Source organism: Stenotrophomonas sp. 1278, from assembly GCF_029892765.1.
Taxonomy (GTDB): domain Bacteria; phylum Pseudomonadota; class Gammaproteobacteria; order Xanthomonadales; family Xanthomonadaceae; genus Stenotrophomonas; species Stenotrophomonas indicatrix.
Window position 1 is genome coordinate 253,382 of sequence record NZ_JARXWD010000003.1, and the last position, 25,142, is coordinate 278,523.

Consider the following 25,142-nt stretch of genomic DNA (forward strand, 5'->3'; position numbering starts at 1 on the left):
ATGGGAACGGTCGCGCCGGGCCATGCCCGGCGGGGAGAGTGCCGGCCAGCGGCCGGCACCACCTTCAGGTGGACGCGTTGCGGATGGCGTCCGGCAGCGGCGCGCTCTTGCCGGTCTGCGTGTCCATCCAGACCACCACCACGTTGCCGTCCGAATACAGCTTCGACTCGTCCTGCTGGTCGACGATGCGATGACCGATGGTCACGCTGCTGTTGCCCAGGCGTTCGACGAACAGCTCGACCAGGATGTCGTTGGGCCACACGATCGGCAACCGGTAGTTGACGTTGGTGGCAGCCACCACCGGCGCGATGCGGTCGGTCATCGACACGCCTTCCACGCCCAGCATCCAGCGCACGCGCGCCTCTTCCAGGTAGGAGATGTACTTGGCGTTGTTGACGTGGCCCATGCTGTCCATGTCACGCCAGCGCACGCTGATCGGAATGCGGGCCAGGATCTTGTGTTCGCTGCTCATCAGGCGTCCTTCTTCTTCTTGGTGCCGGCCGTGGCGGTCTTGCTGGCCTTGCCGGTGCTCTTGGCGGCGGCTGCCTTCTTCGCCGGCTTCTCGGGCTTCACCTTGCGCGGCGGGCGCGCATCGGGCTTGTTGGCCACGGCGGCGGGCTGGTCCGGTCGCGCAGTAGTGGACGGCAGCATCCGGGCGAGGAACTGCCCGGTATACGAATCCGGGCATGCGGCCACGTCTTCCGGCGTACCGGTCACCAGGATGGTGCCGCCGCGATGACCGCCTTCCGGACCCAGGTCGACGATCCAGTCCGCGGTCTTGATGACGTCCAGGTTGTGCTCGATCACCACCACCGTGTTGCCCTCGTCGCGCAGCTTGTGCAGCACGCCGAGCAGCGCCTCGATGTCGTGGAAGTGCAGGCCGGTGGTCGGCTCGTCGAGGATGTACAGGGTGCGGCCGGTATCGCGGCGCGACAGTTCCTTGGACAGCTTCACGCGCTGCGCTTCACCACCGGACAGCGTGGTCGCGCTCTGCCCCAGCTTGATGTAGCTCAGGCCGACATCAACCAGGGTCTCCAGCTTGCGGGCGATGGACGGGACCGGTTCGAACAGCTTCAGTGCATCTTCGACGGTCATTTCCAGCACGTCGTTGATGTTGAAGCCCTTGTACAGGATCTCCAGCGTTTCGCGGTTGTAGCGCTTGCCATGGCAGACGTCGCAGGGCACGTACACGTCGGGCAGGAAGTGCATCTCGACCTTGATCAGGCCATCGCCCTGGCAGGCCTCGCAGCGGCCGCCACGCACGTTGAAACTGAAGCGTCCCGGCGAATAGCCGCGCGCACGCGATTCGGGCACCTGTGCGAACAGCTCGCGCAGCGGGGTGAACAGGCCGGTGTAGGTGGCCGGGTTCGAGCGCGGGGTACGGCCGATCGGCGACTGGTCGATGTCCACCACCTTGTCGAACAGGTCCAGGCCATCGATCTCCTTGTACGGCGCGATCGGGTGCGAGGCGCCGTTGATCTCGTTGGCAGCCAGCGAGAACAGGGTGTCGTTGATCAGGGTTGACTTGCCCGAGCCGGACACGCCGGTCACGCAGGTCAGCAGCCCTGCCGGAATGGCCAGGTCCACGCCCTTCAGGTTGTTGCCGGTGGCGCCACGCAGATGCAGCGTCATCTTCGGGTTCGGCTTGTGCCGGCGCGCCGGGATCTTGATCGCGCGCTTGCCCGACAGGTACTGGCCGGTCAGCGAACGCGGTGCATCCAGGAGGTCCTGCAGGCTGCCCTGGCCGACGATCTCGCCGCCATGCACGCCCGCGCCGGGTCCGATGTCCAGCACGTAGTCGGCCAGTCGGATCGCGTCTTCGTCATGCTCGACCACGATCACCGTGTTGCCAAGGTCGCGCAGGCGGGTGAGGGTGCCCAGCAGGCGCTCGTTGTCGCGCTGGTGCAGGCCGATGGACGGCTCATCGAGCACGTACATCACGCCCACCAGACCAGCACCGATCTGGCTGGCCAGACGGATGCGCTGTGCCTCGCCACCGGACAGGGTGTCGGCCTTGCGCTCCAGGGTCAGGTAATCCAGGCCGACGTCGACCAGGAAGCCGAGGCGTTCGCCGATCTCCTTGACGATCTTCGCAGCGATCTCGCCACGCCAGCCCGGCAGGCTGAGTTCACTGAAGAACTTCAGCGCTTCGTCGATCGGCAGCACCACCAGTTCCGGCAGCGGGCGGTCGGCCACGAACACGTTGCGTGCGGCCTTGTTCAGGCGCGCGCCGTTGCACTCGGGGCAGGCATGTTCGCTGATGTACTTGCCCAGCTCTTCCTGCACCGCCGCCGATTCGGTTTCCTTGTAGCGGCGTTCGAGGTTGGGAATGATGCCTTCGAAGCGGTGCTTGCGCTGGGTGCGGCCACCGGCCTCGGTGAAGTAGGTGAAAGTGATCGCGTCCTCGCCACTGCCGTACAGCACGGCCTGCTGCACCTTTGCCGGCAGCGAGTTCCACGCCGCGTCGGTGTCGAACTTGTAGTGCTTGGCCAGCGAGGCGATCAGCTGGAAGTAATAGGCATTGCGGCGATCCCAGCCACGCACGGCACCGGCCGCCAGCGACAGCTCCGGATGCACCACCACGCGCGAGGGATCGAAGAACTCGGCCATGCCCAGCCCGTCGCAGCCGGGGCAGGCGCCCATCGGTGCGTTGAACGAGAACAGGCGCGGCTCCAGTTCCGGCAGCGAGTAGTCGCAGACCGGGCAGGAATACTTGGACGAGAACAGGGTAGGGGTCGCAGCGGCATCGTCCAGTGACTGCACCGACGCCATGCCATCACCCAGCTTCAGGGCGGTTTCGAAGCTCTCGGCCAGGCGCTGCTTGATGTCTTCGCGCGGGCGGAAGCGATCGATCACCGCTTCGATGGTGTGCTTCTGGCGCAGCGCGAGCGGCGGCACCGCATCGATTTCGTACAGTTCGCCATCCACGCGTACACGCACGAAGCCCTGCGCGCGCAGCTGGTCGAACACCTGCGCGTGCTCGCCCTTGCGGTCGCGGATCACCGGCGCCAGCAGCATGTAGCGCTGTTCCGGGTCCAGCGTCAGCATATGGTCGACCATCTGGCTGACCGTCTGCGCCTCCAGCGGATAGCCGTGGTCGGGGCAACGCGGCGTGCCGACGCGTGCATACAGCAGGCGCAGGTAGTCGTAGATCTCGGTGATGGTGCCGACCGTCGAGCGCGGGTTGTGCGAGGTCGACTTCTGCTCGATCGAGATCGCCGGCGACAGGCCTTCGATGTGGTCCAGGTCCGGCTTTTCCATCACGCTCAGGAACTGCCGCGCGTACGCCGACAGGGACTCGACGTAACGCCGCTGACCCTCGGCATAGATGGTGTCGAACGCCAGCGACGACTTGCCCGAGCCGGACAGGCCGGTGATCACGATCAGTTTGTCGCGGGGCAGGTCGAGGTCGATGTTCTTGAGGTTGTGCGTCCGCGCGCCGCGGATGCGGATGAAATCCATCGCCATGGGGAATCCGGTTGTGGGGGCGTGGCTGGGCCGCCGGGCCAGCGATAGGGCGGCAATCGGTCAGCCTACCGAGGTGACCAGATGGGGGCAATGGGCGACAATGCCAGCCCGGTGTCTCACCCGGTGAGACCGCCTGTCAGGCAGGGGTCAGATCCCTTTTCACCGTGTGAAAAGGGATCTGACCCCTGCCTGGGGCCCCCCGGGCCGTTCAGGGGGTTGACTTGACCCGTCCGGGGCCCTCTGCGTACAATCCCGCTCCTGTCCGCCCTCGACGGCGGCAGTCCATAGACCACAATAACTACAGAGGAAGTCTGGTCATGTACGCAGTACTGGTCACCGGCGGTAAGCAATACCGCGTGGCGCAGGGCGAAAAGCTCCGCATTGAAAAGCTCGAAGTCGAAGTCGGCAGCGAGATCAAGTTCGACAACATCCTGCTGCTCGGCGACAGCGATGGCATCAAGATCGGCGACGCCCTGAGCGGCGCTGCGGTCACCGCCACCGTCCTGTCCCAGGGTCGTGCTGACAAGGTCCGGATCATCAAGTTCCGTCGCCGTAAGCACCACATGAAGCGCCAGGGTCACCGTCAGTACTACACCGAAATCGAGATCACCGGCATTGCCGGTGGCAGCAAGTAAGGAGATAGGTCATGGCACATAAAAAAGGCGTAGGCTCTTCGCGCAACGGTCGCGACTCCAACCCGAAGTACCTCGGCGTCAAGATCTTCGGCGGCCAGGCCATCGAAGCAGGCAACATCATCGTGCGTCAGCGCGGCACCCAGTTCCACCCGGGTACCGGCGTCGGCCTCGGCCGTGACCACACCCTGTTCGCCCTGACGGACGGCAAGGTGGAGTTCACCGTGAAGGGCCCGAAGAAGCGTCGCACCGTCAGCGTCGTCTCGGTCGAAGCCTGATAAGGCTGCGTCCGGCGCCCATGCCTCGGCATGGCCGTGCTGGATGAAGAGCTCGCTGCATGAAGAGCCCCGCTTCGGCGGGGCTTTTCGTTGGAATCAATGGTAAAACGGGCATCGCCCGGTTGTCGGCCAGCGGCCGGCACTACATCAAGGTGGCGGCGTGCATGCCGCGCCCATCGCAGGCATCGAAACAATGAAACTGGTAGACGAAGCAGAAATCGAAGTGTTCGCCGGCAACGGCGGCAACGGCTGCATTGGCTTCCGTCGCGAGAAGTTCATTCCGCTCGGCGGCCCGGACGGCGGCGACGGCGGTGCGGGCGGCAGCGTGTGGATCCGCGCCGACGAAAACCTGAACACCCTGGTCGACTTCCGCCATGACCGCATCTTCAAGGCGCAGCGCGGCGAGAACGGCATGGGCCGCCAGGCCTATGGCAAGGGTGGCGAAGACATGGTCATCACCGTGCCGGTCGGCACCGTGATCATCAACGTGGCCACCGATGAAATCATCGGCGACCTGACCCAGCATGGTGATCGCCTGCTGGTGGCCAAGGGCGGCCGCGGCGGCCTGGGCAACATGCATTTCAAGAGCTCCACCAACCGCTCGCCGCGCCAGGCGCTGCCGGGTGAGCCGGGTGAGGAGCGCACGCTGAAGCTGGAGCTGAAGCTGCTGGCCGATGTCGGCCTGCTGGGCTTCCCCAACGCCGGCAAGAGCACCCTGATCCGCGCCGTCTCTGCGGCAACGCCGAAGGTGGCCGATTACCCGTTCACCACGCTGTACCCGAACCTGGGTGTGGTGAAGGTGGAAAACTACCGCAGCTTCGTGATCGCCGATATTCCGGGCCTGATCGAAGGTGCTGCCGACGGTGCCGGCCTGGGCGCGCAGTTCCTGCGCCACCTGCAGCGCACCCGCCTGCTGCTGCATCTCGTCGACATTTCGCCGATGGAAGGGGGTGTGGAAGGTGTGTCGCCGGTCGAGCAGGTGCGTGCCATCGAGCGCGAACTGGAAAAGCACGATCCGGAGCTGCTGGCCAAGCCGCGCTGGCTGGTGCTGAACAAGGCCGACCTGATGTTCGAGGACGAGGCCAAGGCCGCTGCCGAGAAGATCGTCGCCGAGCTGGGCTGGAAGGAGCCGTGGTTCCTGGTGTCCGCACTGGGTCGCGAAGGCACCTTCCCGATCATGAGCCGGATCATGGCGTTCTTCGATCGCCAGAAGGAAGACGAGCTCGAGGCGGCACGCAACGCGCAGTAATGCCGTTGTGGTTCCCGCGAAAAACCCGGCTTCGGCCGGGTTTTTTTGTACGTGGGTAGTGCCGGCCGCTGGCCGGCAATCCACCGAGGTTGCCGGCCGGCGGCCGGCACTACCAGATTGCAGGCAACAAAAAACCCGGCCGAAGCCGGGCTTTTGCGTGCTGCCGGAGCCGGGGCTCCAGCAACCAACCGGATCAGGCGGCCTGGAGGGCCTTGATGCGGTCGTTCAGGCGGCTCTTGTGGCGAGCAGCCTTGTTCTTGTGGATCAGGCCACGCGCGCTGAAACGATCCAGGATCGGCTGGGCAACGGCGAAGGCGGCTTGAGCGCCGGCGGCATCGTTGGCGTCCAGCGCCTTGATCACTTTCTTGACAGCGGTGCGCAGCATCGAGCGCTGAGCCACGTTGCGCGCGTTGCGCACGACGGTCTGCTTGGCGCGCTTCTTGGCGGACTTGATATTGGCCACGGTGGTGGTTTCCTGAAAAATCGGTGTTATGGGAACAGCAAGCTAGCTAGTATGATGGCGTAAGAAATGTACGTCAAGTCGATTGTCAAGAGGGACGTTGAGTGAGTTCACCCAAGATGTTGCGGGGCCTGCTGTCATTCAGCAGCATGACCATGGTCTCGCGGGTTCTCGGCCTGGTCCGGGACCAGGTAGTGACCTCGACCTTCGGCACCAACGCCATCACCGATGCTTTCTGGGTCGCCTTCAGGATACCCAATTTCCTGCGCCGGCTGTTCGCCGAGGGCTCCTTTGCCACCGCATTCGTGCCGGTGTTCACCGAGGTGAAGGAAACCCGCAGCCACGCCGAGCTGCGTGAACTGATGGCCCGCACCGCCGGCACCCTGGGCGGCGTGCTGATGCTGGTCACCGCGCTGGCGCTGATCTTCGCCCCGCAGCTGGCGTCGGTCTTCTCCAGTGGGGTGGACACCGACCCGGCCAAGCAGGGCCTGCTGATCGACCTGTTCCGCCTGACCTTCCCGTTCCTGCTGTTCGTCTCGCTGACCGCCCTGGCCGGCGGTGCGCTGAACAGTTTCCAGCGCTTCGCGATGCCGGCGCTGACCCCGGTCATCCTCAACCTGTGCATGATCGCCGGCGCACTGTGGCTGGCGCCGCGGCTGGGTGGCACCCCGGAAAAGCAGATCCTCGCCCTGGGCTGGGCGGTGCTGGCCGCCGGCCTGCTGCAGCTGCTGTTCCAGCTGCCTTCGTTGAAGGGCATCGACCTGCTGACCCTGCCGCGCTGGGGCTGGAACCATCCGGGCGTGCGCAAGGTGATGACGCTGATGGTACCGACCCTGTTCGGCTCGTCGGTGGCGCAGATCAACCTGCTGCTGGACACCGTCATCGCCGCCAAGCTGACCGATGGCTCGCAGTCCTGGCTGTCGCTGGCCGATCGCTTCCTGGAGCTGCCGCTGGGTGTGTTCGGCGTGGCCCTGGGCACGGTGATCCTGCCGGCGCTGGCACGGCACCACGTCAGCACCGACCGCGAAGGCTTCTCGCGCTCGCTGGACTGGGGCCTGCGCATGACCCTGCTGATCTCGGTGCCGGCCATGCTGGGCCTGCTGCTGCTGGCCGAACCGCTGATCTCCACGATCTTCCAGCACGGCCAGTTCACCGCCTTCGACACCCGCATGACGGCGCTGTCGGTGTACGGCCTGAGCTTCGGCCTGCCGGCGTTCGCGCTGCTGAAGGTGGTGCTGCCGGCGTTCTACGCGCGCCAGGACACCAGGACGCCGGTGCGCGCCGGTGTCGCCGCGCTGGTGGCCAACATGGTGTTCAACTTCGCCCTGCTGGCGGTGCTGTACCAGGTGATGGTGCCCGACGAGCTGAAGGCGCAGGGGGTGATGGCGGCGCTGGGCAAGCAGCCCGGCCTGCATCTGGCGCTGGGCATTGCCAGCGCGCTGTCCAGTTACCTGAACCTGGGGCTGCTCTGGTACTGGCTGGGCAAGACCGATGTCTACCAGCGGCGGCCGGGCTGGGGCGGCTACCTGCTGCGCCTGTTGCTGGCGTGCACGGCGATGGTCGGCGTGCTGCTGGCCCTGCTGTACTGGCTGCCGGGCTTCTCGTCGATGGGCGTGTGGGAACGGATCGGCGCGCTCGGCCTGCTGGTCGGCGGTGGCGGGCTGACCTATCTGCTTGCGATGGTGGCGATGGGCTTCCGTCCGCGCGACCTGCGTGGGCATTGATCGTGGCTCCCGGCGGCTATACTTCAGGGTTACACCATTGAAACGGCGGGCTTCGGCCGGCCGGAACGAGAGTTGATGAGCAGGCTGTTCAGAAGCGTCGAGGGCGGGGAGCTGTTCCCCAACGGAAGCGTGGTCTGCATCGGTGCATTCGACGGCCTCCACCTGGGCCATCGTGCGCTGGTGCGGCACGCGGTCGCGCGTGCGCGCGCCTTGGGGGTGGCTGCGGTGGCGGTGGCCTTCGAGCCCCTGCCGCGTGAGTTCTTCGCCCAGGGCACGCCGCCGCCGCGGTTGACCCTGGCACGCAGCAAGGTCGAGATCCTGCACGAACTGGGCGTTGATGCGATCGGCCTGCTGCGCTTCGACGCGGCGATGGCGGCGATGCCCGCCGAAACCTTCGTGCGCCAGCTGCTGGCGCAGCGCCTGAACGCCCGCGAGGTGTGGATCGGGCCGGAGTTCTGTTTCGGCAACCGTCGCCGTGGCGATCTGGCCCTGCTGCAGGCGCTGGGCGCCGAGCTCGGTTTCAGCGCCGGCGAGATCGAAGCGGTCGACCTGCATGGTGACCGCATTTCCAGCACCCGTATCCGCCAGCTGCTGCAGGAGGGCGACTTCGCCCGCGTCGGCGACCTGCTCGGTCGCCCGTACTCGATCAGCGGGCGGGTCGTGCGCGGGCGCCAGCTCGGCCGTACGCTGGGCTTCCCCACCGCCAACCTGCGCTTCCCGAAGACCCCGGCGCTGTCGGGCATCTACGCGACCTGGGTGCACGGGGTGTTCGACCAGCCGTGGCCGTCGGTGTCCAGTTTCGGTACCCGGCCGACCGTGGACGGCGTGGAGCCGCTGCTGGAAGCGCACCTGTTCGATTTCCAGGGCGACCTGTACGGGCGCCACATCGAAGTCGAATTCGTTGCCAAGCTGCGTGACGAAGAGAAATTCAACGATCTGGCGGCGCTGACCGACCAGATGCACCGCGACGCCGAACAGGCGCGTGCCATCCTTTCCGAACATAGATTGCGAGCCACTGCGTGAGCCAGGACTACAAGACCACCCTCAACCTGCCGGCCACCGAATTCCCGATGCGCGGCGACCTGCCCAAGCGCGAGCCGGGCATTCTGGCGCGCTGGGAAGAGCAGGGGCTCTACCAGCAGCTGCGCGACAACGCCGCCGGCCGCCCGCTGTTCGTGCTGCATGACGGCCCGCCGTACGCCAATGCGCGCATCCACCTGGGCCATGCGGTCAACAAGATCCTCAAGGACATCATCGTCAAGTCGCGCTACCTGGCCGGCTTCGATGCGCCCTATGTACCGGGCTGGGACTGCCATGGCCTGCCGATCGAAATCGCGGTGGAAAAGAAGTGGGGCAAGGTCGGGGTGAAGCTCGATGCGGTCGAGTTCCGGCAGAAGTGCCGCGAGTTCGCCGAGGAGCAGATCGACATCCAGCGCGCCGACTTCAAGCGCCTGGGCGTCACCGGCGACTGGGACAACCCGTACAAGACCCTGAGCTTCGATTTCGAGGCCAACGAGATCCGCGCGCTGTCCAAGGTCATCTCCAACGGCCACCTGCTGCGCGGCGCCAAGCCGGTGTACTGGTGCTTCGACTGCGGCTCGGCGCTGGCCGAAGCCGAGATCGAATACCAGGAAAAGACCTCGCCGGCGATCGACGTGGCCTACACCGCGCGCGATGCGCAGGCCGTGGCGCAGGCGTTCGGCGTAAGCGTGCCGGCCGACGTGGAAGTGGCCGTGCCGATCTGGACCACCACCCCGTGGACGCTGCCGGCCTCGCTGGCGGTATCGCTGGGCGCGGACATCCGCTACGTGCTGGCCGAAGGCCCGGCGCACAACGGCAAGCGCCGTTGGCTGGTGCTGGCCGCTGCACTGGCCGAGCGCTCGCTGCAGCGCTACGGCGTGGACGCGGTGGTGCTGCACGGTGAGGCCGAAGGTTCGGCGCTGGAAAACCAGCTGCTGGTCCATCCGTTCTACCCGGAGCGCGAGATCCTCGTGCTCAACGGCGAACACGTGTCCGACGAGGACGGTACCGGTGCGGTGCATACCGCCCCCGGCCATGGCCAGGAAGACTACGTGGTCAGCCAGAAGTACGGCCTGCTGGACAAGTACAACGCCGGCCAGGTGACCCCGGTTGATGGCCGTGGCGTATACCTGGAATCGACCCCGCCGGCAGGCGAGGTGGTGCTGGCGGGCCAGCACCTGTGGAAGGCGCAGGAGGCGATCGTGCAGGTGCTGCGCGACAGCGGCGCGCTGCTGGCCTTCGTCGAGATCCGCCACAGCTACCCGCACTGCTGGCGGCACAAGACGCCGGTGGTGTTCCGCGCCACCCCGCAGTGGTTCATCTCGATGGACAAGGCCAACCTGCGCAGCGATGCGCTGGCCGCCATCGACACCGTAGGCTGGTTCCCGACGTGGGGCAAGGCGCGCATCCAGAGCATGGTCGACGGCCGCCCGGACTGGACCATCTCGCGCCAGCGCACGTGGGGCGTGCCGATCGCACTGTTCACCCATCGCCAGACCGGCGAGATCCACCCGCGTTCGGTGGAGCTGATGCAGCAGGTGGCCGACCGCGTGCAGGCCGAAGGCATCGACGTGTGGTACTCGCTGGACGCGGCCGAACTGCTGGGCGCTGAAGCGGCCGACTACGAGAAGGTCACCGACATCCTTGATGTCTGGTTCGACTCGGGCGTGACCCACGAAGCGGTGCTGGCTGCCCGTGGCTTCGGCAAGCCGGCCGACCTGTACCTGGAAGGTTCGGACCAGCATCGCGGCTGGTTCCAGTCCTCGCTGCTGACCGGCGTGGCCATCGACAAGCGCGCGCCGTACAAGCAGTGCCTCACCCACGGTTTCACCGTGGACGAGCACGGCCGCAAGATGTCCAAGTCGCTGGGCAACGGCATCGAGCCGCAGGAAATCATGAACAAGCTGGGCGCGGACATCCTGCGCCTGTGGATCGCCTCGGCCGACTACAGCAACGAGATGTCGCTGTCGCAGGAAATCCTCAAGCGCACCGCCGACGCCTACCGTCGCCTGCGCAACACCGCCCGCTTCCTGCTGGGCAACCTGGACGGTTTCGATCCGGCCCAGCACCTGCGCCCGCTCGACGAGATGGTCGCGCTGGACCGCTGGATCGTGCATCGCGCCTGGGAACTGCAGGAGAAGATCAAGGCCGCGTATGACAACTACGACATGGCCGAGATCGTGCAGCTGCTGCTGAACTTCTGCAGCGTGGACCTGGGCTCGCTGTACCTGGACGTGACCAAGGACCGCCTGTACACGATGCCGACCGATTCGGATGGTCGTCGTTCGGCGCAGAGCGCGATGTACCACATCGCCGAAGCGTTCACCCGCTGGGTGGCGCCGATCCTGACCTTCACCGCCGATGAGCTGTGGGGGTATCTGCCGGGCGACCGTGCCGGCCACGTGCTGTTCACCACCTGGTACGAGGGCCTGGCTCCGCTGCCGGCCGACGCACAGCTCAACGCGGCCGACTTCGACCAGCTGCTGGCCCTGCGCGAGCAGGTGGCCAAGGTGCTGGAGCCGATGCGCGCCAATGGTGCGATCGGCGCCGCGCTGGAAGCGGAGATCACCATCGCCGCCAGCGAAGAGCAGGCGACCCGCTGGCAGCCGCTGGCCGATGAACTGCGCTTCCTGTTCATCAGCGGTGACGTGCAGGTGCGTCCGGCGACCACCGACGAGGTGTTCGTCAGCGCGCAGCCGACGCAGAAAGCCAAGTGCGTGCGCTGCTGGCACCACCGTGCCGACGTCGGCAGCAATGCCGACCACCCGGAACTGTGCGGCCGCTGCGTGACCAACATCGCCGGTGCCGGCGAAGTGCGGAGCTGGTTCTGATGGCCGCCGCGCGCCCGCATCCCAATGCGCTGATCTGGCTGCTGCTGTCGGCAGTCATCATCGGCCTGGACCAGTGGTCGAAGGCCTGGGTGCTGTCGAGCCTGCCGGAGTTCCAGCCGGTGGTGGTCATCGACGGCTTCTGGAACTGGTACCGCACCTACAACACCGGGGCAGCGTTCAGCTTCCTGAGCGATGCCGGTGGCTGGCAGAAGCATTTCTTCACCGTGCTGGCGATCGCCATCAGCGGCCTGATGGCCTGGTGGCTGCGCGCGACCGCCCGTGGCAACTGGAAGGCCGCCGTGCCGTACGCGCTGATCATCGGCGGTGCGATCGGCAACGTGATCGACCGCCAGGTGCATGGCCACGTGGTGGATTTCATCCAGTGGTACGTCGGCGAGCATGTCTGGCCGTCGTTCAACATCGCCGATTCGGCCATCGTGGTGGGTGCCGTAGGCATCGCCCTGTTTGGCCTGTTCGACGGCAAGTCCGCCAAAAAGGCGGATAATGCCAGCCCGAAACCGTAAGCCGGCCGCTGCCGGGAGACTGAACTGATGGATGTGCTGCTCGCCAACCCGCGTGGTTTCTGTGCCGGTGTCGATCGTGCGATCGAGATCGTCAAGCGCGCGATCGAAACGCTGGGCGCGCCCATCTATGTCCGCCATGAAGTGGTGCACAACCGCTTCGTGGTCGATGACCTGAAGCAGCGCGGCGCGATCTTCGTCGAGGAACTCGACGAAGTGCCGGACAACAACACCGTCATCTTCAGCGCCCATGGCGTGTCCCAGGCCGTGCGCCAGGAAGCCGAGCGGCGTGGCCTGAAAGTGTTCGACGCGACCTGTCCGCTGGTGACCAAGGTCCACTTCGAAGTCGCCCGCCACTGCCGTGCCGGCCGCGACGTCGTGCTGATCGGCCACGCCGGTCACCCGGAAGTGGAAGGCACCATGGGCCAGTGGAACCGCGAAGCGGGCACCGGCCAGATCTACCTGGTCGAGGACGTGGAGCAGGTGGCCACGTTGCAGATCAACCAGCCGGAAAACTTCGCCTACACCACCCAGACCACGCTGTCGGTGGATGACACGCGCGGCATCATCGATGCGCTGCGCGAGCGCTTCCCGGCGATGCAGGGGCCGAAGAACGACGACATCTGCTACGCCACGCAGAACCGCCAGGACGCCGTGCGCGACCTGGCCAAGCGCTGCGACCTGGTGCTGGTGGTCGGTTCGCCGAACAGCTCCAATTCCAACCGCCTGAGCGAGCTGGCCCGCCGTGAAGGCGTGGAGAGCTACCTGATCGACGGTGCACACGAGATCGACCCGGCCTGGGTGGTGGGCAAGCAGCATATCGGCGTGACCGCTGGTGCCTCGGCACCGCAGGTGCTGGTCGATGGCGTGCTGGCGCGTCTGGCCGAGCTGGGCGCCAGCGGCGTGGGCGAGCTGGAAGGCGAGCCGGAATCGATGGTGTTCGCGCTGCCGAAGGAACTGCGCCTGCGCCTGGTCGACTGACCGGCAGCGCTGCCGGTGGGTGCGAACCCTGGTTCGCACTGTCGGCTGTACGTCATCCACGCATGGCGTGGATCTACCCGTTACTGCTCTGCTTTCCAGTAGGTCCACGCCATGCGTGGATGCTGTCAGTCTTCGCCGACGCTCCGATGAGGCTTTGCCGCATCTGGTCGATGCGCCACTGACCATGACCTTCGGCCATGGGGCTCGGCACTTCACAGGCCTAGCATCGGGGAATCCTTCGCTGCTGGAAGTTGCCGATGAAAACCCGTGCCCTGGTGATGTCCGTGCTGTTCGCGCTGGCGGCTACGCCCGCGCTGGCGCAGACCTCGCCACCGGCGAACGCGGCCGCCCCCGGCCTGCTGCGCATCGATGTGGATGCACGCGACCTGGCCCGGCGCATCTTCAAGGTGACCGCCACCGTGCCGGCCAAGCCCGGCCCGCTGACCCTGCTGTACCCGCAGTGGATTCCCGGCAACCATTCGCCCACCGGCCCGATCGACAAGCTGGCCGGCCTGCGCGTCACTGCCAACGGCAAGCCGCTGGCCTGGCAGCGCGACCAGTTCAACGTGTATGCGTTCAAGGTGGACGTGCCGGCGGGCGTGAGCGAGATCGTCGCCCACTTCGATTTCCTGTCCTCGCAGGGCGGCAGCCAGGGCCGGGTGGTGATGACCCCGGAAATGCTCAACCTGCAGTGGAACGCCAATTCGCTGTACCCGGCCGGCGTGGACGCGCGCAACCTGCAGGCGCAGGCCAGCGTGACCCTGCCCAAGGGCTGGGCCTACGCGACCGCACTGGAAACCGCACGCCGCGATGGCGACACCGTGGTGTTCAAGCCGATTTCCTATGACCACCTGGTCGATTCGCCGCTGTTTGCCGGTGAGCATCACCAGCGCATCGACCTCGACCCGGGCGCGAAGGCGCCGGTACATCTGAACGTGTTCGCCGACGATGCCAAATCGCTGAAGCCGACCGACGCGCAGCTGAAGGCGCACCGTGCGCTGGTGCAGCAGGCGGACAAGCTGTACGGCGCGCGCCACTACGACCACTACGAATTCCTGCTTGCGCTGACCGATCGCCTCGGCGGCATCGGCCTGGAGCACCATCGTTCCAGCGAGAACAGCGCCGACCCGGGCTACTTCACCGAGTGGGACAGCAACGCGTGGATGCGCGACCTGCTGCCGCATGAGTACACCCACTCGTGGAACGGCAAGTACCGTCGTGGTGCCGACCTGGCCACGGCCAACTTCAATACGCCGATGGGCGACAGCCTGTTGTGGGTGTACGAAGGGCAGACCCAGTTCTGGGGCCAGGTACTGGCCGCACGTTCGGGGCTGTGGTCCAGCGAGCAGGCGCGTGACATGCTGGCCAATGTGGCGGCCACCTATGATCGTGGTCGCCCGGGCCTGGCCTGGCGGCCGCTGCAGGACACCACCAACGACCCGACCATCGCCCAGCGCCGCACGCTGCCTTATCGCAACTACCAGATGAGCGAGGACTACTACTCCGGCGGCCAGATGCTGTGGCTGGAAGTGGAGGGCAAGCTGCGCGAACTGAGTGGTAACCGGCGCAGCCTGGATGATTTCGCGCGTGCCTTCTTCGGCGTCGGCAACGGCGACTGGGACGTCAATCCGTACACCTTCGATGACGTGGTGGCGACCCTCAACGGCATCGCGCCGTACGACTGGGCGAGCTTCCTGCGCCAGCGCCTGGATGGGCACGGATCGTTGACCGGTGGCCTGGAACTGGCGGGCTGGAAGCTGGTCTACCGCGATGCGCCCAACGAGGCCTACAAGGCGCAGGAAAAGCGCGCGAAGGCAGCGCTGCTGGCCTACTCGCTGGGAGCGACGGTGCTCGACAGTGGCGTGGTCGGTGATGTGGTCTGGGACAGCCCGGCGTTCAATGCCGGCCTGGCACCGGGCATGAAGGTGATCGCCGTTGGTGGCCGCGAATACAGCAGCCAGCGCTTGAAGGATGCGGTGGCTGCGGCCGCCACTGACAAGGCGCCGGTCACGCTGCTGGTCAAGCAGTTCGACCGCATCGACACGATGAAGATCGACTACCACGGTGGCCTGCAGTATCCGGTGCTGGAGCGCATCGCCGGCCGCCCGGATCGCCTTGCAGAGCTGTGGAAGGCACGATGAAGCTGCGCACGCGCGATGGGTTGATCCTGGTGGTGGCCGTGCTGGCCATCATCGGCGCCTACCTGGACGGCGACGGGCGCTGGCTGCACTGGTTGGCCAAGCCGGCGACCACGCTGCTGATCGCCGCGATCGCCTGGCAGGCGCGGCCGGCGGGCGATGCGTTCTACCGGCGTGCGGTGCTGGCCGGCATGCTGTTGTCCTGTGCAGGTGATATCGCGCTGATGCTGCCGATCGACGCGTTCGTGCCAGGCCTGGTGGCCTTCCTGCTGGCGCACCTGTGCTACATCGCCGCGTTCCGTGCCGGCCTGCGCGCGGGCCGCGGATTGCTCGCTGCCTTCGTGCTGCTTGCCGCATTCGCTTCGATCAACGTCACCGGCTTGTGGCCGCATCTACCGCTGCCGATGCGCGTTCCGGTGCTGGCCTATGTCGTGGTGCTGGCGCTGATGGCAGTGCTGGTACTGGCCCGCTACTGGAAGCGGCCACACGTCGACGCACTGGAAGCGGGCAGCGCGCGTTGGGCTGCCGCTGGCGCACTGCTGTTCGTGGCCAGTGATTCCCTGCTGGCGTGGGATCGCTTCGGCGGTGGCCTGCCGATGGCCAGCCTGCTGGTGCTGTCCACCTACTACGCTGCGCAGTACGCCATCGCCCGCTCGGTGAGATAGCCCTTTTTCTACTGCAGGTTGCCCTTGGCGTCGTAGCGCAGGCGTACGGTCTGCCGGTCGCCGGCTACTTCATCCGGTAGCCACACCAGCTTGCCGCCCTTACGGATGACCACATACACATGGCCGACGTCGGCGGGCGTGCGCATCAGTGCATTGCGCTGTTGCTGCAGGGCCTGCGTCACCCGTGGTACGGCATCGAAATCGATGTTGGCCAGTGCAGTGCTGCTGCGGCGCAGGGTGATGGTCGGCGCGAACTGGTGCGGATTCACCGCATCGCCCTTGCGCCATTGTCCACGTTGGTAGTGATAACTATCCACGTGGCCCGGCTGCTGTGGATCGACCAGGTCGATGTCGATGCGGCCGTCGTCATGGAAGTGGATGCTGTGGAAAACGACCAGGCGTTCGCCGGCCAGTCCGGGCATCGCCTCCAGCGCCTGCCGTGCCACCTGCAGGCGCTCGCTGTCGAGCAGCAGGTTCGGCCGCGCGCGCCTTGGCAGCGGCATCGGTTCGGGCGCCGCCCGTGGCGTTGCGATGGCCGCCGTTCGCAACGGTTGTTCCCATGGGTCTTGTTGCATCGCATCCGCAGGCACGGTCGATGCGGCACCACGCAGGGTCGCGTTGACGGTCTGCAATGCGCCGCCCGCCGTGGCGGCACCGGCCAGGGCCAGCACTACGCCAGCAAAGACCAGCGGCGTGGACACGGGCCGCTTCACGGCTGCTCCATGCGCACGCTGCGGCGATCATCCGGGTCGTAGAGGATGTCGACCTGCCCGCGTGGAATGTTGGCCAGTTCGAGCAGCGCAACGAAGCGGCGCACGCTGGCCTGCTGCACGTTGCCCTCGCGGTCGAGATATTCCAGCTTGAACTCGACCTGCGGTTGTTCGTTGACGTAGGTGCCGGTCTGGCGCACGTCGAGCACCTGCGCTTCGGCGCCGATACCACGGTACTTGAGCGCTTCGCCGCGCGCGTCGATCTGCAGTGTGCCGGCCAGCAGGCGCGCCAGCAGACGCAGGCCGATCAGGTAGCCGCACAGCACCAGCGGGCAGACCAGCAGCGGATGGCCGAAGCCCAGGAACGTCCAGCCCAGTCCATCGCTCTGCAGGCGATAGGCCATGACGTACGCGGCAGCCACCACGACAATGCCGATCAGGCCGCCGATGCCGCGGCGCCACAGGCTGGCGCGGTCCAGTTCCGGTTGCGATCCTGCCAGCATCAGGTTGGGCGCGGGGCCGGGTGTAGGGCTGAGCAGCACCTCCAGCGGGCTGCCCACGGTGAAGCGCTGCAGCTGTGGCTTGCTGTCGACCACGACCAGCGTTTCGGTGATCGGGGTGCCGGACAGATTGTCGAAGGCCAGCTGCAGCCGCCACTGCGCGAAGCCGCGCACCTGCACGCCGGTCTGTTCGGCCTGCTCGATGCGTGCGCTGCGTGGCGTGCCGTCGGCCAGGATGCCGCGCACACGTTGCAACGCACGGGGTGGCGCCAGCAGCAGGTAATGCAGGAAGGCGTACAGCAGCACCAGCCATAGCGTCAGCGACGTCGCCAGCAGGGCCAGTGCCAGCCAGGGCGCGCTGCGGTCGCCCGCTTCCAGCGGCCAGCTGGTGCCGAAGTAGAGCAGGCAGGGGAAGGGCAGCGCGAAGAACAGCATGAGCGCTCCCAGGAACCAGAGGTAGGCTTTCATGACTCGCCTTCGACGCCGTGGAACAGGCGGCGTAGGGTACTACGCTCAGCGGAATTGCAGGGTCAGCAGGAAGTAGCGCCCGAGTGGATCGTCCAGCCCGGGCATCTGCCCGCCGCTGCCGACCAGGTGGTTCACCGGCCGCGTATCAAGCAGGTTGTGCACGTCCAGTGCGGCAATCACGCGCGGGCTCAGCCGCCGCGCCAGATGCAGGTTCCAGCGCAGCTGCGCCGGGTTCATGCAACGGCCCTGGTCATGCTGCTCCTGCGCGCACGCTTCACCGGCCAGCCATGCGCGGGTGCGGCCGACGCGGTTGCCTCGCAGGGCGATGTCCCAGGACGGGTTCTGCCACTGTACGTTGAGGATGCCCGCGTTCGCCGGCGTGGCATGCCCGCGCAGGTCCACCGATTCGCCATGGCCGCGATCACGACGCAGCTCCTGCTGTTTCAACGCATCCAGCGAGAACAGCCACTGCCCGTTGCGGCCGGTATCCACCCGGTACTCGCCGCGCAGTACCCAGTTGCGCGAGGTGGTGCGGCCGATGTTGTCGAATGACAGGCGAAGATCACGCAGGCGGCCCTGCTCATCCAGTTCCCAGGTGCCGGGATTCCACAGGGCATCGCTGGGTTGCAGGGCGAGGATCTCGTTGCGCAGTTCGACGATGTTGTGGGTCAGTGACAGCGAGAACGCATCGTTGGGTGTCCAGCTGGCGGCCAGCGAGTGGCTGCGCGAGGTCTCGGCTTTCAGCCCATCGTTCTCCATCACCTCCACTTCCACCGCGCAGCCGCCATCGCGCAGCGGGCGCGCGCACGGCGGCAGGGACTCCGAGGCGGGCAGGCCATACAGGCCGAAGTAGCCCGGTGGCCGCCGGCGCTCGAAGATGCTGGGAGCGCGGTAGCCGCGGCCACTGGCCAGCAGGAACGACCAGTGCGGGCTGGGGCTCCAGCGCAGGCCGGCACGCGGCGAAAACGCAGTGTCACCGCCATCGCGGTCCAGTCGCGCGGCCACGTCCAGGCGCAGTGTCGGCGCCAACGGCAGGCCCACTTCGGCGTAAGCGGCGTTGCTCTGCCGCGACAGCCGGCGTTGCTCCATCGGCAGTCCCAGCGCCAGCTCGCCCTTGCCCAGCAGCGGATCGGGCAGCGAGGTCCAGCGCTCGCGGCGCAGATCGATACCGGTGGCCAGTTGTGCTGCACCGCCGGGCAGTGTCATCAGGGTGCGCTGCATGCCCCACCAGCCCTGCCACTGCTCGGTACGTCCGCGGTTGTGGATGGCCGGGAACAGCTCCTCTGCCAGCCCCGCCGGCAGGGTGGAAAATCCGGGCAGGAAGTCCAGCGTGCGTGCTGCTTCCAGCAGGCGTTCGCTGCGCACGGTGCCTTCGGTGCGCAGGTCCACCTGGCTGCGCTGCGCGCTGAGGCCGGCATCCCAACTGCGGCCGGCGCGCTCATGGCCCATGCCGAAACTGATGTCGCCTTCGGTGGCATGCACGCGCGGGCGCACTTCGCCGCCTTCCTGCAGGACCACGTTGAGGATCGCGCCACGGCTGAAATTGAGGGCGACGGCGGTCGGGCCCAGCTCGAAACGCTGGCGGTTGTGGCTGGCGCGTGCTTCCACGTAGGCGTAGCGTCCGTCACCGCGCTCGTGGCGATAACGCAGGTAGCCGGACAGCGTTTCCGACGCCGGTTGCAGCGAGCGCGGGCGCGCGTTGTCGAACCAGCAACCGTCGTCTTCGCTCTGCAATGGCGGATGGCACTGCGTGGCCGGGTAGTAATCACCGTTGGGCATGATCAGCCCGATCGGGTACAGCGAGGTTTCCGCATGCCAGTCGCGCTGGTCACCGGCCACATGCTGCAGGCGATGCAGATCGATGCCGGCGAACCAGCGGTCGCCGCCTTCGCGCACGCCGCCCGTGGCCGCCTGCAGCCGGTACTGATCGCCATCACCGCGGCTGCTGGCACCCGATTGCAGCGTGGCCTCCGGTCCCTCGGCCTGGTCGCGCAGAATGATGTTGACCACGCCGGACATCGCATCGGCGCCGTAGATGGCCGATGCACCGCCACGCACCAGCTCGATGCGCTCGACGAAGCTGAGCGGAATGCCTCCCAGATCGGTCAGCCCGCCTTCCTCCAGCGACACCATCGGATAACGCGGCAGGCGCCGGCCGTTGACCAGGAACAGGGTCGCGCGCGGGCCCATGCCGTCCAGGCTGGTGGTGGCGGCCGCGCCGACCGGCAGGTACAGCGAGTCGCCGCTGCGCGAGGTGCTCAATGGCGGGTGGCCGTTCATGCCGGGCAGGTGGCGCAACAGGTCGAACAGCGTGCCGTAGCCGCTGCGCAGGATGTCTTCGCGGTCGATCACCGTTACCGGCAGCGTGGTCTGCACGGAGGTGCGCGGCAAGCGGCTGCCGGTGACATGGATCGGCGCCAGTTCCACCTGCACCGGCTTCGCTGGCGCGGGCGGCGGTGGCCGCCGTACCGGCTGCGCGACCACGGCGGGTGGGGCAGCGTGCCGGCGGACCACGAATCCGCCGCTGGGGGTCTGCAGGATATTCACCGGCATGCCGGCGACGAGCTGCTTCAGTGCGGCGGCCGGCGCCAGCGAGCCGGCGACGCCGCCGGTGCGCAGGCCGGTCAGTTCACGTGCGTCGAACACCAGGGCAATGCCACTCTGGCGTGCCCATTGCTGCAGGGCCGGCGGCAGGGCGCCGGGAGCGATACGGTAGTCGACCTGTCTGACGGCTTCTGCTGACGCCGCCGTTGCCGCCACACCGGGCACCAACACGACGCACAACAGGGCCTGCAGCAGACCCCAGCGCAGCACGTCCCATCGAAGCACACCAGGCGCCGGCATCGGCGGCCGCCTCAGTAGGTGCGGCGCAGTTCCAGCGCGCCATCCGAGCGCGGCTGGCCAGCAATGGACCACCCCAGTTCCAGGGCGGAAAGCAGTTCATGCGCGTCGCCTGCACGGAAGGTGCCGCTGACCGCGAGGTCGGCGATATCCGGGTCGGCGACCACCAGTGGCGTGCTGCCATAGCGGTTCATGCGCTCGACCACGGTGGCCAGGGGGGTACCGTCGAACACCAGCCTGCCCTGCGGCCAAGCCTCGGCGGCAGCAGTCGAGGACAGCTGCGGGCCGGGTTGGATCTTGCCGGAGGCCAAAACCTGCAGCTGCTGGCCCGGCGAGAGCGTGTGCTGCGCGCTGCCACTGGTGACTTCCACCACGCCTTCCAGCAGCGCGACCTCGACCCGGCCGTCAGCCAGGCGTTCAACCTGGAAGGTGGTGCCGATATCGCGGATCGAGCTGCCGCCGGCCTGCACCCGCAGCGAGCGCGATGACGGTTCGACCTGCAGCTGGATGCGACCGTGTTCCAGCGCCAGTTCGCGCTTGCGCCAGCCGAAGCGTGCGGTCAGCGTGGTGCCGGCGTCGAGCGTGGCGATGCTGCCATCGGCCAGGGTGCGCTGCTGCGGCAGCAGGCTGGCGTTGGCGTAGGTCAGCGGTGTGGGATTGCCATCGGTGTACAGCATCCAGCCCAGGCCAACGGCCAGGCACACGCCTGCAGCGGCGGCGACACCGGGCAGCCAACGCCGCTGCGGCCGGCGTGCCGCACGCGCGGCGGCGGTGCGCAGCCACGGGTCGCTGGCCAGGCCGGCGCTGCGCTGGTGCAGCTTCTCGGCCTGCACCCACGCGCTGACATGTGCCGGATCCTCGGCCAACCAGTCCTCGAAGGACTGCCGTTCTTCGGCGCTGCAGTCGGGGGCGTCCAGCCGGGCCACCCAGGCGCTTGCGTGTTCAAAAAGCAACGTGTCATCCCTGTTGTCGTTGCGGATCATTCGGCATCTCCATCATTGTGGAGAGGATCGGGGCCCAGCTCCTTGCGCAGGCCCTGCAATGCACGGGCGATGTGTTTTTCCACGGTCTTGGCGGTGATGCCGCAATGCCGGGCGATCTGTGTATAGCTCATCCCGGTGATGCGGTTGAGCAGATACACCTCGCGGGCACGTTCGGGCAGCTTGAACAGTGCCTGGCGCAGCAGGGCGAGCATCTGCCCGGATTCTGCCTGACGCAGCGGATCAGGAGAAGCACTGGCGGCTTCTTCGTTTCCGTCGCGTTCGGTCAGCGACAGGTGGTTGCGCGATTGTGGCGAGCGCCCGCGGTCGGCCAGGCGGTTGCGGGCGATGCGGTACAGCAGCAGCCGCAGCTCCTCGGTGCCGTGCGCGCGGTAGCGGATCAGGCGCTCCATGCAGTCCTGGGCGATGTCCTCGGCATCCTCGGGGCCGACACCGCGGGCGCGCAGGAAAGCGCACAGCGGCGCGCGTTCCTCGCGCACGAATGCGATGAAGGCATCCGGAACCCCGGGTAGATCCGGCGCAGGACGGAGCAAAGGGGAGGGCGCGGACAGGGGAGGGCCTCGGACGACGATGACGGACGCGTCACCGAGTTTTACGCGACGGTGACCGGATGGGGAAGCCCACGTTTCTCCCGCATTTCCATTGTGAATGCATTCATGTTTTTTCTCGCCGTCGACTGGGGGCGTCGGGCCCGCTGCTGCGTTCTGCTTTCGACCCGCGTGGTGCGGGCGGAGAGAGAGAACGCAATGAAGCATTCGAAGTTGAGCATCGCCCTGGCAGGCCTGGTGGGTATCGCGACCCTGGGCCAGATGGATGACGTCATGGCAATGAATTATCACGTGCAGGGCGATCGCGTCGTGCTGAGTGGCGGTGTCACCGTCGCCGACGTCGTCGCGCTGCCGGCGCTGCTGGCCAAAGCGCAGGCCGAAGGCCGCCCGATCCGCGAAGTCGTGCTGCGCACCTCCAATGGTGGCGCGCTGATCGCGGGTGAGTGGCTGCAGGGCGTGATCCGCACCAACGGCCTGAACACCATCGTGTCCGGCCACTGCATCTCGTCCTGCTCGATCATGCAGTCCGGTGGCGTCGAACGTTACCTGGCCGGCGACCTGCCGCTGGTCGACTCGGTGCAGATCCACGCTGCCAGCAACAGTGGCAAGGTGATCTACACGCCGTCGCCGCGGATGACCGAGATCTACACCGGCAACTACGGCGGCGGCATGGATGCCGGCCTGCTGCACAAGGCCATGTACGAGGTGGTGCAGCCCAACGGCCTGCTGGTGTTCCGCGACCCGGCCCGGACCACCGGTGCTTCGGTCAGCTTCGATCCCGATGGCAGCGGCCGCAGGCTGGAGACCTTCCCCGGCCAGGACATCTACAGCAACAACATCATCACCGCCGCCGGTTACCGCGATCCGGGCGATACCCTGACGGTCACCGGTAATGTCAGCGGCGACATCAATCCAGGCTACCTGCGCACTGCGCGCCAGCTGCAGGCGTTCGTCGATGACGACTTCGCGCGCTGGAACGATACCGACTTCGCCACCACTTACATCAACCAGGCCGTCTCCATCTACAACGCCGCTGCACGCGGTCCCAACGGCATCGGCACCTTCTCGGTACAGGACTTCCTCAGCGATCCGGGCATCCAGGCCGACCTGCTGGCAAGCCTGCGCCTGTCGGAGCTGGACGCTTCCACGCTGGGCAATTCGGCTGGCGTGATCCGCGTCGCCAAGGGCGGCACCTGGCGCACCGCCGAAACCACCGGCGCCGATTTCATGCTGGTGGAGAACGGCACCATCGCCCTGGAAGGCGGCGCATTGCGCACCCCGGAGCTGCGCGTGCTGGCGGCCGGCATGGTGGTCGGCAACGGCGACATCGCCTCGGTTGCCACCGACTCGAACGCACTGCTCGATGCCACCGGCCCGTCGTACCGCGAGGACGGCTTCAACCGCCTGCGCGTGTACGGCACCCTGATGCCGCGTGGTGGTGATCTGGTCACCCACGGCTACGTCAACATCATGCCGGGCGGCAAGGTGCTGTTCGACGTGACTGAAGCCGGCGGCTCCCAGGCCGGGCGCCTGCGTGTGGGCGACTTCTACGACAGCGGCGCCAACGAGGGTGCGCTGGTCATCTCGCCGGGCGCCCACCTTGAACTGAACGTGGCGCAGGGCTTCTACGCCGGCAACTACCAGCGTGAGCTGGTGAGCGGCCCGATCTACCAGGGCGGTTTCACCGATGCGGTGCGCCTGGGTGACACCGGCTATACGGCCAGCATCACCGACGGCGAGGTGTTCCGGCCACGCCACAATTCGCTGCTGAGCTTCAACATCAACCAGACCGCCGAGGGCCTGTCGCTGACCGCCAACCCCGGCTTCGACCAGCTCGCGCAGCTTACCGGCAACAATGGCAACGATGGACTTGGTCGCGCGCTGGCCACTGCCGGCCAGCGCCAGGATGCCGGGCTGAAGCCGCTGCTGGGGGCGCTGCAGTTCGCTGACCGCGATGTGATCGCCCAGCAGGCCGGTGCACTGCGCGGTGATGGCCATGCCAGCCTGCGCCTGGCCGATAACGCGCTGGTTGGCAGTATCGGCAGCGTGGTGCAGCAGCACCAGGCCGCACGACGCAGCGGCAGCGGTGATGCCGGTGGCTTGGCCGCACAGGCCGCGCAGGCGGCGTCGGCGCAGCCGGGCATGGCCAATGGCAGCCTGTTCAACCAGTTGGCGATGCATCTGGTGGAGCCGGCGGTGAGCGCTGGCGGCACGAGTTACGGCGGCGAAGCGCCGCGCAGCCATGGCCTCTGGGGCCGCGGTTTCGGCAGCCATGGCCGCATCGATGGCGAGGGCGGCGTGGCCGGCTTGAGCCATACCGTCGGCGGCATCGTGCTCGGTGCCGATACGCAGCTGGCCGATGACCGGGTGACGCTGGGCGTCAGCGTTGCCGCGGCGGACATGTCGACCAAGGGCCGCGATGGTTCCGGTTTCACCGGCGACGTGCGTGCGCTGGATGTGGGCGGCTACCTGGATGCCACCTACTCGCGCGGCTACCTGTCGGCCTCGGTTCGCTATACCGACCTGCGCCACGACACCCGCCGCAGCATCGATGGCATCGATGGCCTGCAGGGCCCGCTGCGTGCCAAGTACAACAACGATGCGATCTCGGCCCGGCTGGAGCACGGCTTCTCGTTCACCACTGCCAAGGGCGTGGTGATCCAGCCGCTGCTGCCGGTGGTCGATTACGCGCGCACCTCGGCCACCCGTTTCAACGAAGGGCAGGGGGCCGGTGCACTGGTGGGGCGTGGTGACAGCCTGGAAAGCATCCGCGTCGGTGCGGGCCTGCAGGTGTTCAAGACCTTCGAAGGCAACAACGGCGAGCGCATCACCCCGCGCGCGCGCGTGGTCTGGCAGAAGGAACTGGGCGACACCCAGGCCCGTTACAGCACCGGCTTCGCCGCTGCGCCGGACCTGGTGTTCGGTGCCAGCAGCCAGACCGTGGGCGAGCAGGTGCTGGCCTGGAACCTGGGCGTGACCAGCCGCGCCACCGATCGCCTGTCGGTGATGGTCGACTACGTGGGCGAGCGTCGCGACGGCCAGCTGCAGAACGGCGTGATGCTGGGCCTGGGCTATACGTTCTAAGGCAGTACCGGCACCGGCGGCCG

19 protein-coding genes are annotated in these 25,142 nt (G+C 67.0%); 11 read left to right on the plus strand and 8 right to left on the minus strand.

Annotated features, from left to right (window positions below; genetic code table 11):
* Nucleotides 1-64: 64 nt before the first annotated feature.
* Nucleotides 65-472 carry a thioesterase family protein gene (locus M2299_RS05170; protein WP_059063469.1) on the minus strand — a complete coding sequence of 136 codons (408 nt, stop codon included), beginning with the start codon at nucleotides 470-472 and terminating at the stop codon, nucleotides 65-67.
* Complete coding sequence (gene uvrA / locus M2299_RS05175; RefSeq protein ID WP_032975969.1) at nucleotides 472-3,468, minus strand: excinuclease ABC subunit UvrA; 2,997 nt, start codon at nucleotides 3,466-3,468, stop codon at nucleotides 472-474. The genes M2299_RS05170 and uvrA overlap by 1 nt, the downstream gene beginning before the upstream one ends.
* A 317-nt stretch (nucleotides 3,469-3,785) precedes the next feature.
* On the opposite strand from uvrA, the gene rplU reads away from it, so the two are divergent.
* The 3 genes from rplU to obgE all read left to right on the plus strand — a co-directional run bounded on the left by rplU (nucleotide 3,786) and on the right by obgE (nucleotide 5,627).
* Complete coding sequence (gene rplU / locus M2299_RS05180) at nucleotides 3,786-4,103, plus strand: 50S ribosomal protein L21 (RefSeq protein ID WP_004148331.1); 318 nt, start codon at nucleotides 3,786-3,788, stop codon at nucleotides 4,101-4,103.
* An 11-nt stretch (nucleotides 4,104-4,114) separates the two neighbouring features.
* On the plus strand, nucleotides 4,115-4,378 hold the full coding sequence (gene rpmA, locus M2299_RS05185; protein WP_025873853.1) for a 50S ribosomal protein L27: 264 nt from the start codon (nucleotides 4,115-4,117) through the stop codon (nucleotides 4,376-4,378).
* A 193-nt stretch (nucleotides 4,379-4,571) separates the two neighbouring features.
* The gene (gene obgE, locus M2299_RS05190) at nucleotides 4,572-5,627 is read left to right on the plus strand and encodes a GTPase ObgE (protein ID WP_025873852.1); all 1,056 of its coding nucleotides are present in this window, start codon (nucleotides 4,572-4,574) and stop codon (nucleotides 5,625-5,627) included.
* Between the two features lie 193 nt (nucleotides 5,628-5,820).
* On the opposite strand, the gene rpsT is transcribed toward obgE, so the two are convergent.
* A complete protein-coding gene (rpsT, locus tag M2299_RS05195) occupies nucleotides 5,821-6,090 on the minus strand; it encodes a 30S ribosomal protein S20 (RefSeq protein ID WP_025873851.1) in 270 nt (89 codons plus the stop codon).
* A gap of 116 nt (nucleotides 6,091-6,206) precedes the next feature.
* Between rpsT and murJ the strand changes: the two genes are divergently transcribed.
* From murJ to M2299_RS05230, 7 genes are all read left to right on the plus strand, one after another.
* Nucleotides 6,207-7,811 (plus strand): murein biosynthesis integral membrane protein MurJ, encoded by a 1,605-nt coding sequence (gene murJ / locus M2299_RS05200; RefSeq protein WP_032951562.1) that lies wholly within the window; start codon nucleotides 6,207-6,209, stop codon nucleotides 7,809-7,811.
* A gap of 75 nt (nucleotides 7,812-7,886) precedes the next feature.
* On the plus strand, nucleotides 7,887-8,834 hold the full coding sequence (locus M2299_RS05205; protein ID WP_025873849.1) for a bifunctional riboflavin kinase/FAD synthetase: 948 nt from the start codon (nucleotides 7,887-7,889) through the stop codon (nucleotides 8,832-8,834).
* On the plus strand, nucleotides 8,831-11,662 hold the full coding sequence (gene ileS, locus M2299_RS05210; RefSeq protein ID WP_180831437.1) for an isoleucine--tRNA ligase: 2,832 nt from the start codon (nucleotides 8,831-8,833) through the stop codon (nucleotides 11,660-11,662). The genes M2299_RS05205 and ileS overlap by 4 nt, the downstream gene beginning before the upstream one ends.
* On the plus strand, nucleotides 11,662-12,186 hold the full coding sequence (lspA, locus tag M2299_RS05215) for a signal peptidase II (RefSeq protein ID WP_280883996.1): 525 nt from the start codon (nucleotides 11,662-11,664) through the stop codon (nucleotides 12,184-12,186). The genes ileS and lspA overlap by 1 nt, the downstream gene beginning before the upstream one ends.
* 27 nt (nucleotides 12,187-12,213) lie before the next feature.
* The gene (ispH, locus tag M2299_RS05220; protein ID WP_032975974.1) at nucleotides 12,214-13,164 is read left to right on the plus strand and encodes a 4-hydroxy-3-methylbut-2-enyl diphosphate reductase; all 951 of its coding nucleotides are present in this window, start codon (nucleotides 12,214-12,216) and stop codon (nucleotides 13,162-13,164) included.
* Between the two features lie 257 nt (nucleotides 13,165-13,421).
* The gene (locus M2299_RS05225) at nucleotides 13,422-15,305 is read left to right on the plus strand and encodes a peptidase M61 (RefSeq protein WP_280883997.1); all 1,884 of its coding nucleotides are present in this window, start codon (nucleotides 13,422-13,424) and stop codon (nucleotides 15,303-15,305) included.
* The gene (locus tag M2299_RS05230; protein ID WP_280883998.1) at nucleotides 15,302-15,967 is read left to right on the plus strand and encodes a lysoplasmalogenase; all 666 of its coding nucleotides are present in this window, start codon (nucleotides 15,302-15,304) and stop codon (nucleotides 15,965-15,967) included. Before M2299_RS05225 ends, M2299_RS05230 begins: the two co-directional genes overlap by 4 nt.
* Before the next feature lie 8 nt (nucleotides 15,968-15,975).
* Here the strand turns inward: M2299_RS05230 and M2299_RS05235 are convergent, their stop codons facing one another.
* The 5 genes from M2299_RS05235 to M2299_RS05255 are packed head-to-tail and all read right to left on the minus strand — an operon-like array spanning nucleotide 15,976 to nucleotide 21,966.
* Nucleotides 15,976-16,680 (minus strand): hypothetical protein, encoded by a 705-nt coding sequence (locus M2299_RS05235; RefSeq protein ID WP_099842127.1) that lies wholly within the window; start codon nucleotides 16,678-16,680, stop codon nucleotides 15,976-15,978.
* Entirely contained in the window at nucleotides 16,677-17,645 is a 969-nt protein-coding gene (locus M2299_RS05240; protein WP_099842128.1) for a hypothetical protein, read from the minus strand. Before M2299_RS05240 ends, M2299_RS05235 begins: the two co-directional genes overlap by 4 nt.
* A gap of 45 nt (nucleotides 17,646-17,690) precedes the next feature.
* Entirely contained in the window at nucleotides 17,691-20,474 is a 2,784-nt protein-coding gene (locus M2299_RS05245) for a TonB-dependent receptor (protein ID WP_280883999.1), read from the minus strand.
* Between the two features lie 26 nt (nucleotides 20,475-20,500).
* Nucleotides 20,501-21,469, minus strand: a complete 969-nt coding sequence (locus M2299_RS05250) for a FecR domain-containing protein (RefSeq protein ID WP_099842130.1) — start codon at nucleotides 21,467-21,469, stop codon at nucleotides 20,501-20,503.
* Entirely contained in the window at nucleotides 21,466-21,966 is a 501-nt protein-coding gene (locus tag M2299_RS05255) for a sigma-70 family RNA polymerase sigma factor (RefSeq protein WP_080149532.1), read from the minus strand. Before M2299_RS05255 ends, M2299_RS05250 begins: the two co-directional genes overlap by 4 nt.
* A gap of 267 nt (nucleotides 21,967-22,233) precedes the next feature.
* Between M2299_RS05255 and M2299_RS05260 the strand changes: the two genes are divergently transcribed.
* Nucleotides 22,234-25,119, plus strand: a complete 2,886-nt coding sequence (locus M2299_RS05260) for an autotransporter outer membrane beta-barrel domain-containing protein (protein ID WP_280884000.1) — start codon at nucleotides 22,234-22,236, stop codon at nucleotides 25,117-25,119.
* Nucleotides 25,120-25,142: the final 23 nt, after the last annotated feature.

Coding starts and splice junctions, on each gene's coding strand:
- M2299_RS05170 (WP_059063469.1), bottom strand. CDS start 472: ATGAGCAGCGAACACAAGATCCTGGCCCGCATTCCGATCAGCGTGCGC.
- uvrA (WP_032975969.1), bottom strand. CDS start 3,468: ATGGCGATGGATTTCATCCGCATCCGCGGCGCGCGGACGCACAACCTC.
- rplU (WP_004148331.1), top strand. CDS start 3,786: ATGTACGCAGTACTGGTCACCGGCGGTAAGCAATACCGCGTGGCGCAG.
- rpmA (WP_025873853.1), top strand. CDS start 4,115: ATGGCACATAAAAAAGGCGTAGGCTCTTCGCGCAACGGTCGCGACTCC.
- obgE (WP_025873852.1), top strand. CDS start 4,572: ATGAAACTGGTAGACGAAGCAGAAATCGAAGTGTTCGCCGGCAACGGC.
- murJ (WP_032951562.1), top strand. CDS start 6,207: ATGTTGCGGGGCCTGCTGTCATTCAGCAGCATGACCATGGTCTCGCGG.
- M2299_RS05205 (WP_025873849.1), top strand. CDS start 7,887: ATGAGCAGGCTGTTCAGAAGCGTCGAGGGCGGGGAGCTGTTCCCCAAC.
- lspA (WP_280883996.1), top strand. CDS start 11,662: ATGGCCGCCGCGCGCCCGCATCCCAATGCGCTGATCTGGCTGCTGCTG.
- ispH (WP_032975974.1), top strand. CDS start 12,214: ATGGATGTGCTGCTCGCCAACCCGCGTGGTTTCTGTGCCGGTGTCGAT.
- M2299_RS05225 (WP_280883997.1), top strand. CDS start 13,422: ATGAAAACCCGTGCCCTGGTGATGTCCGTGCTGTTCGCGCTGGCGGCT.
- M2299_RS05230 (WP_280883998.1), top strand. CDS start 15,302: ATGAAGCTGCGCACGCGCGATGGGTTGATCCTGGTGGTGGCCGTGCTG.
- M2299_RS05240 (WP_099842128.1), bottom strand. CDS start 17,645: ATGAAAGCCTACCTCTGGTTCCTGGGAGCGCTCATGCTGTTCTTCGCG.
- M2299_RS05250 (WP_099842130.1), bottom strand. CDS start 21,469: ATGATCCGCAACGACAACAGGGATGACACGTTGCTTTTTGAACACGCA.
- M2299_RS05260 (WP_280884000.1), top strand. CDS start 22,234: ATGAAGCATTCGAAGTTGAGCATCGCCCTGGCAGGCCTGGTGGGTATC.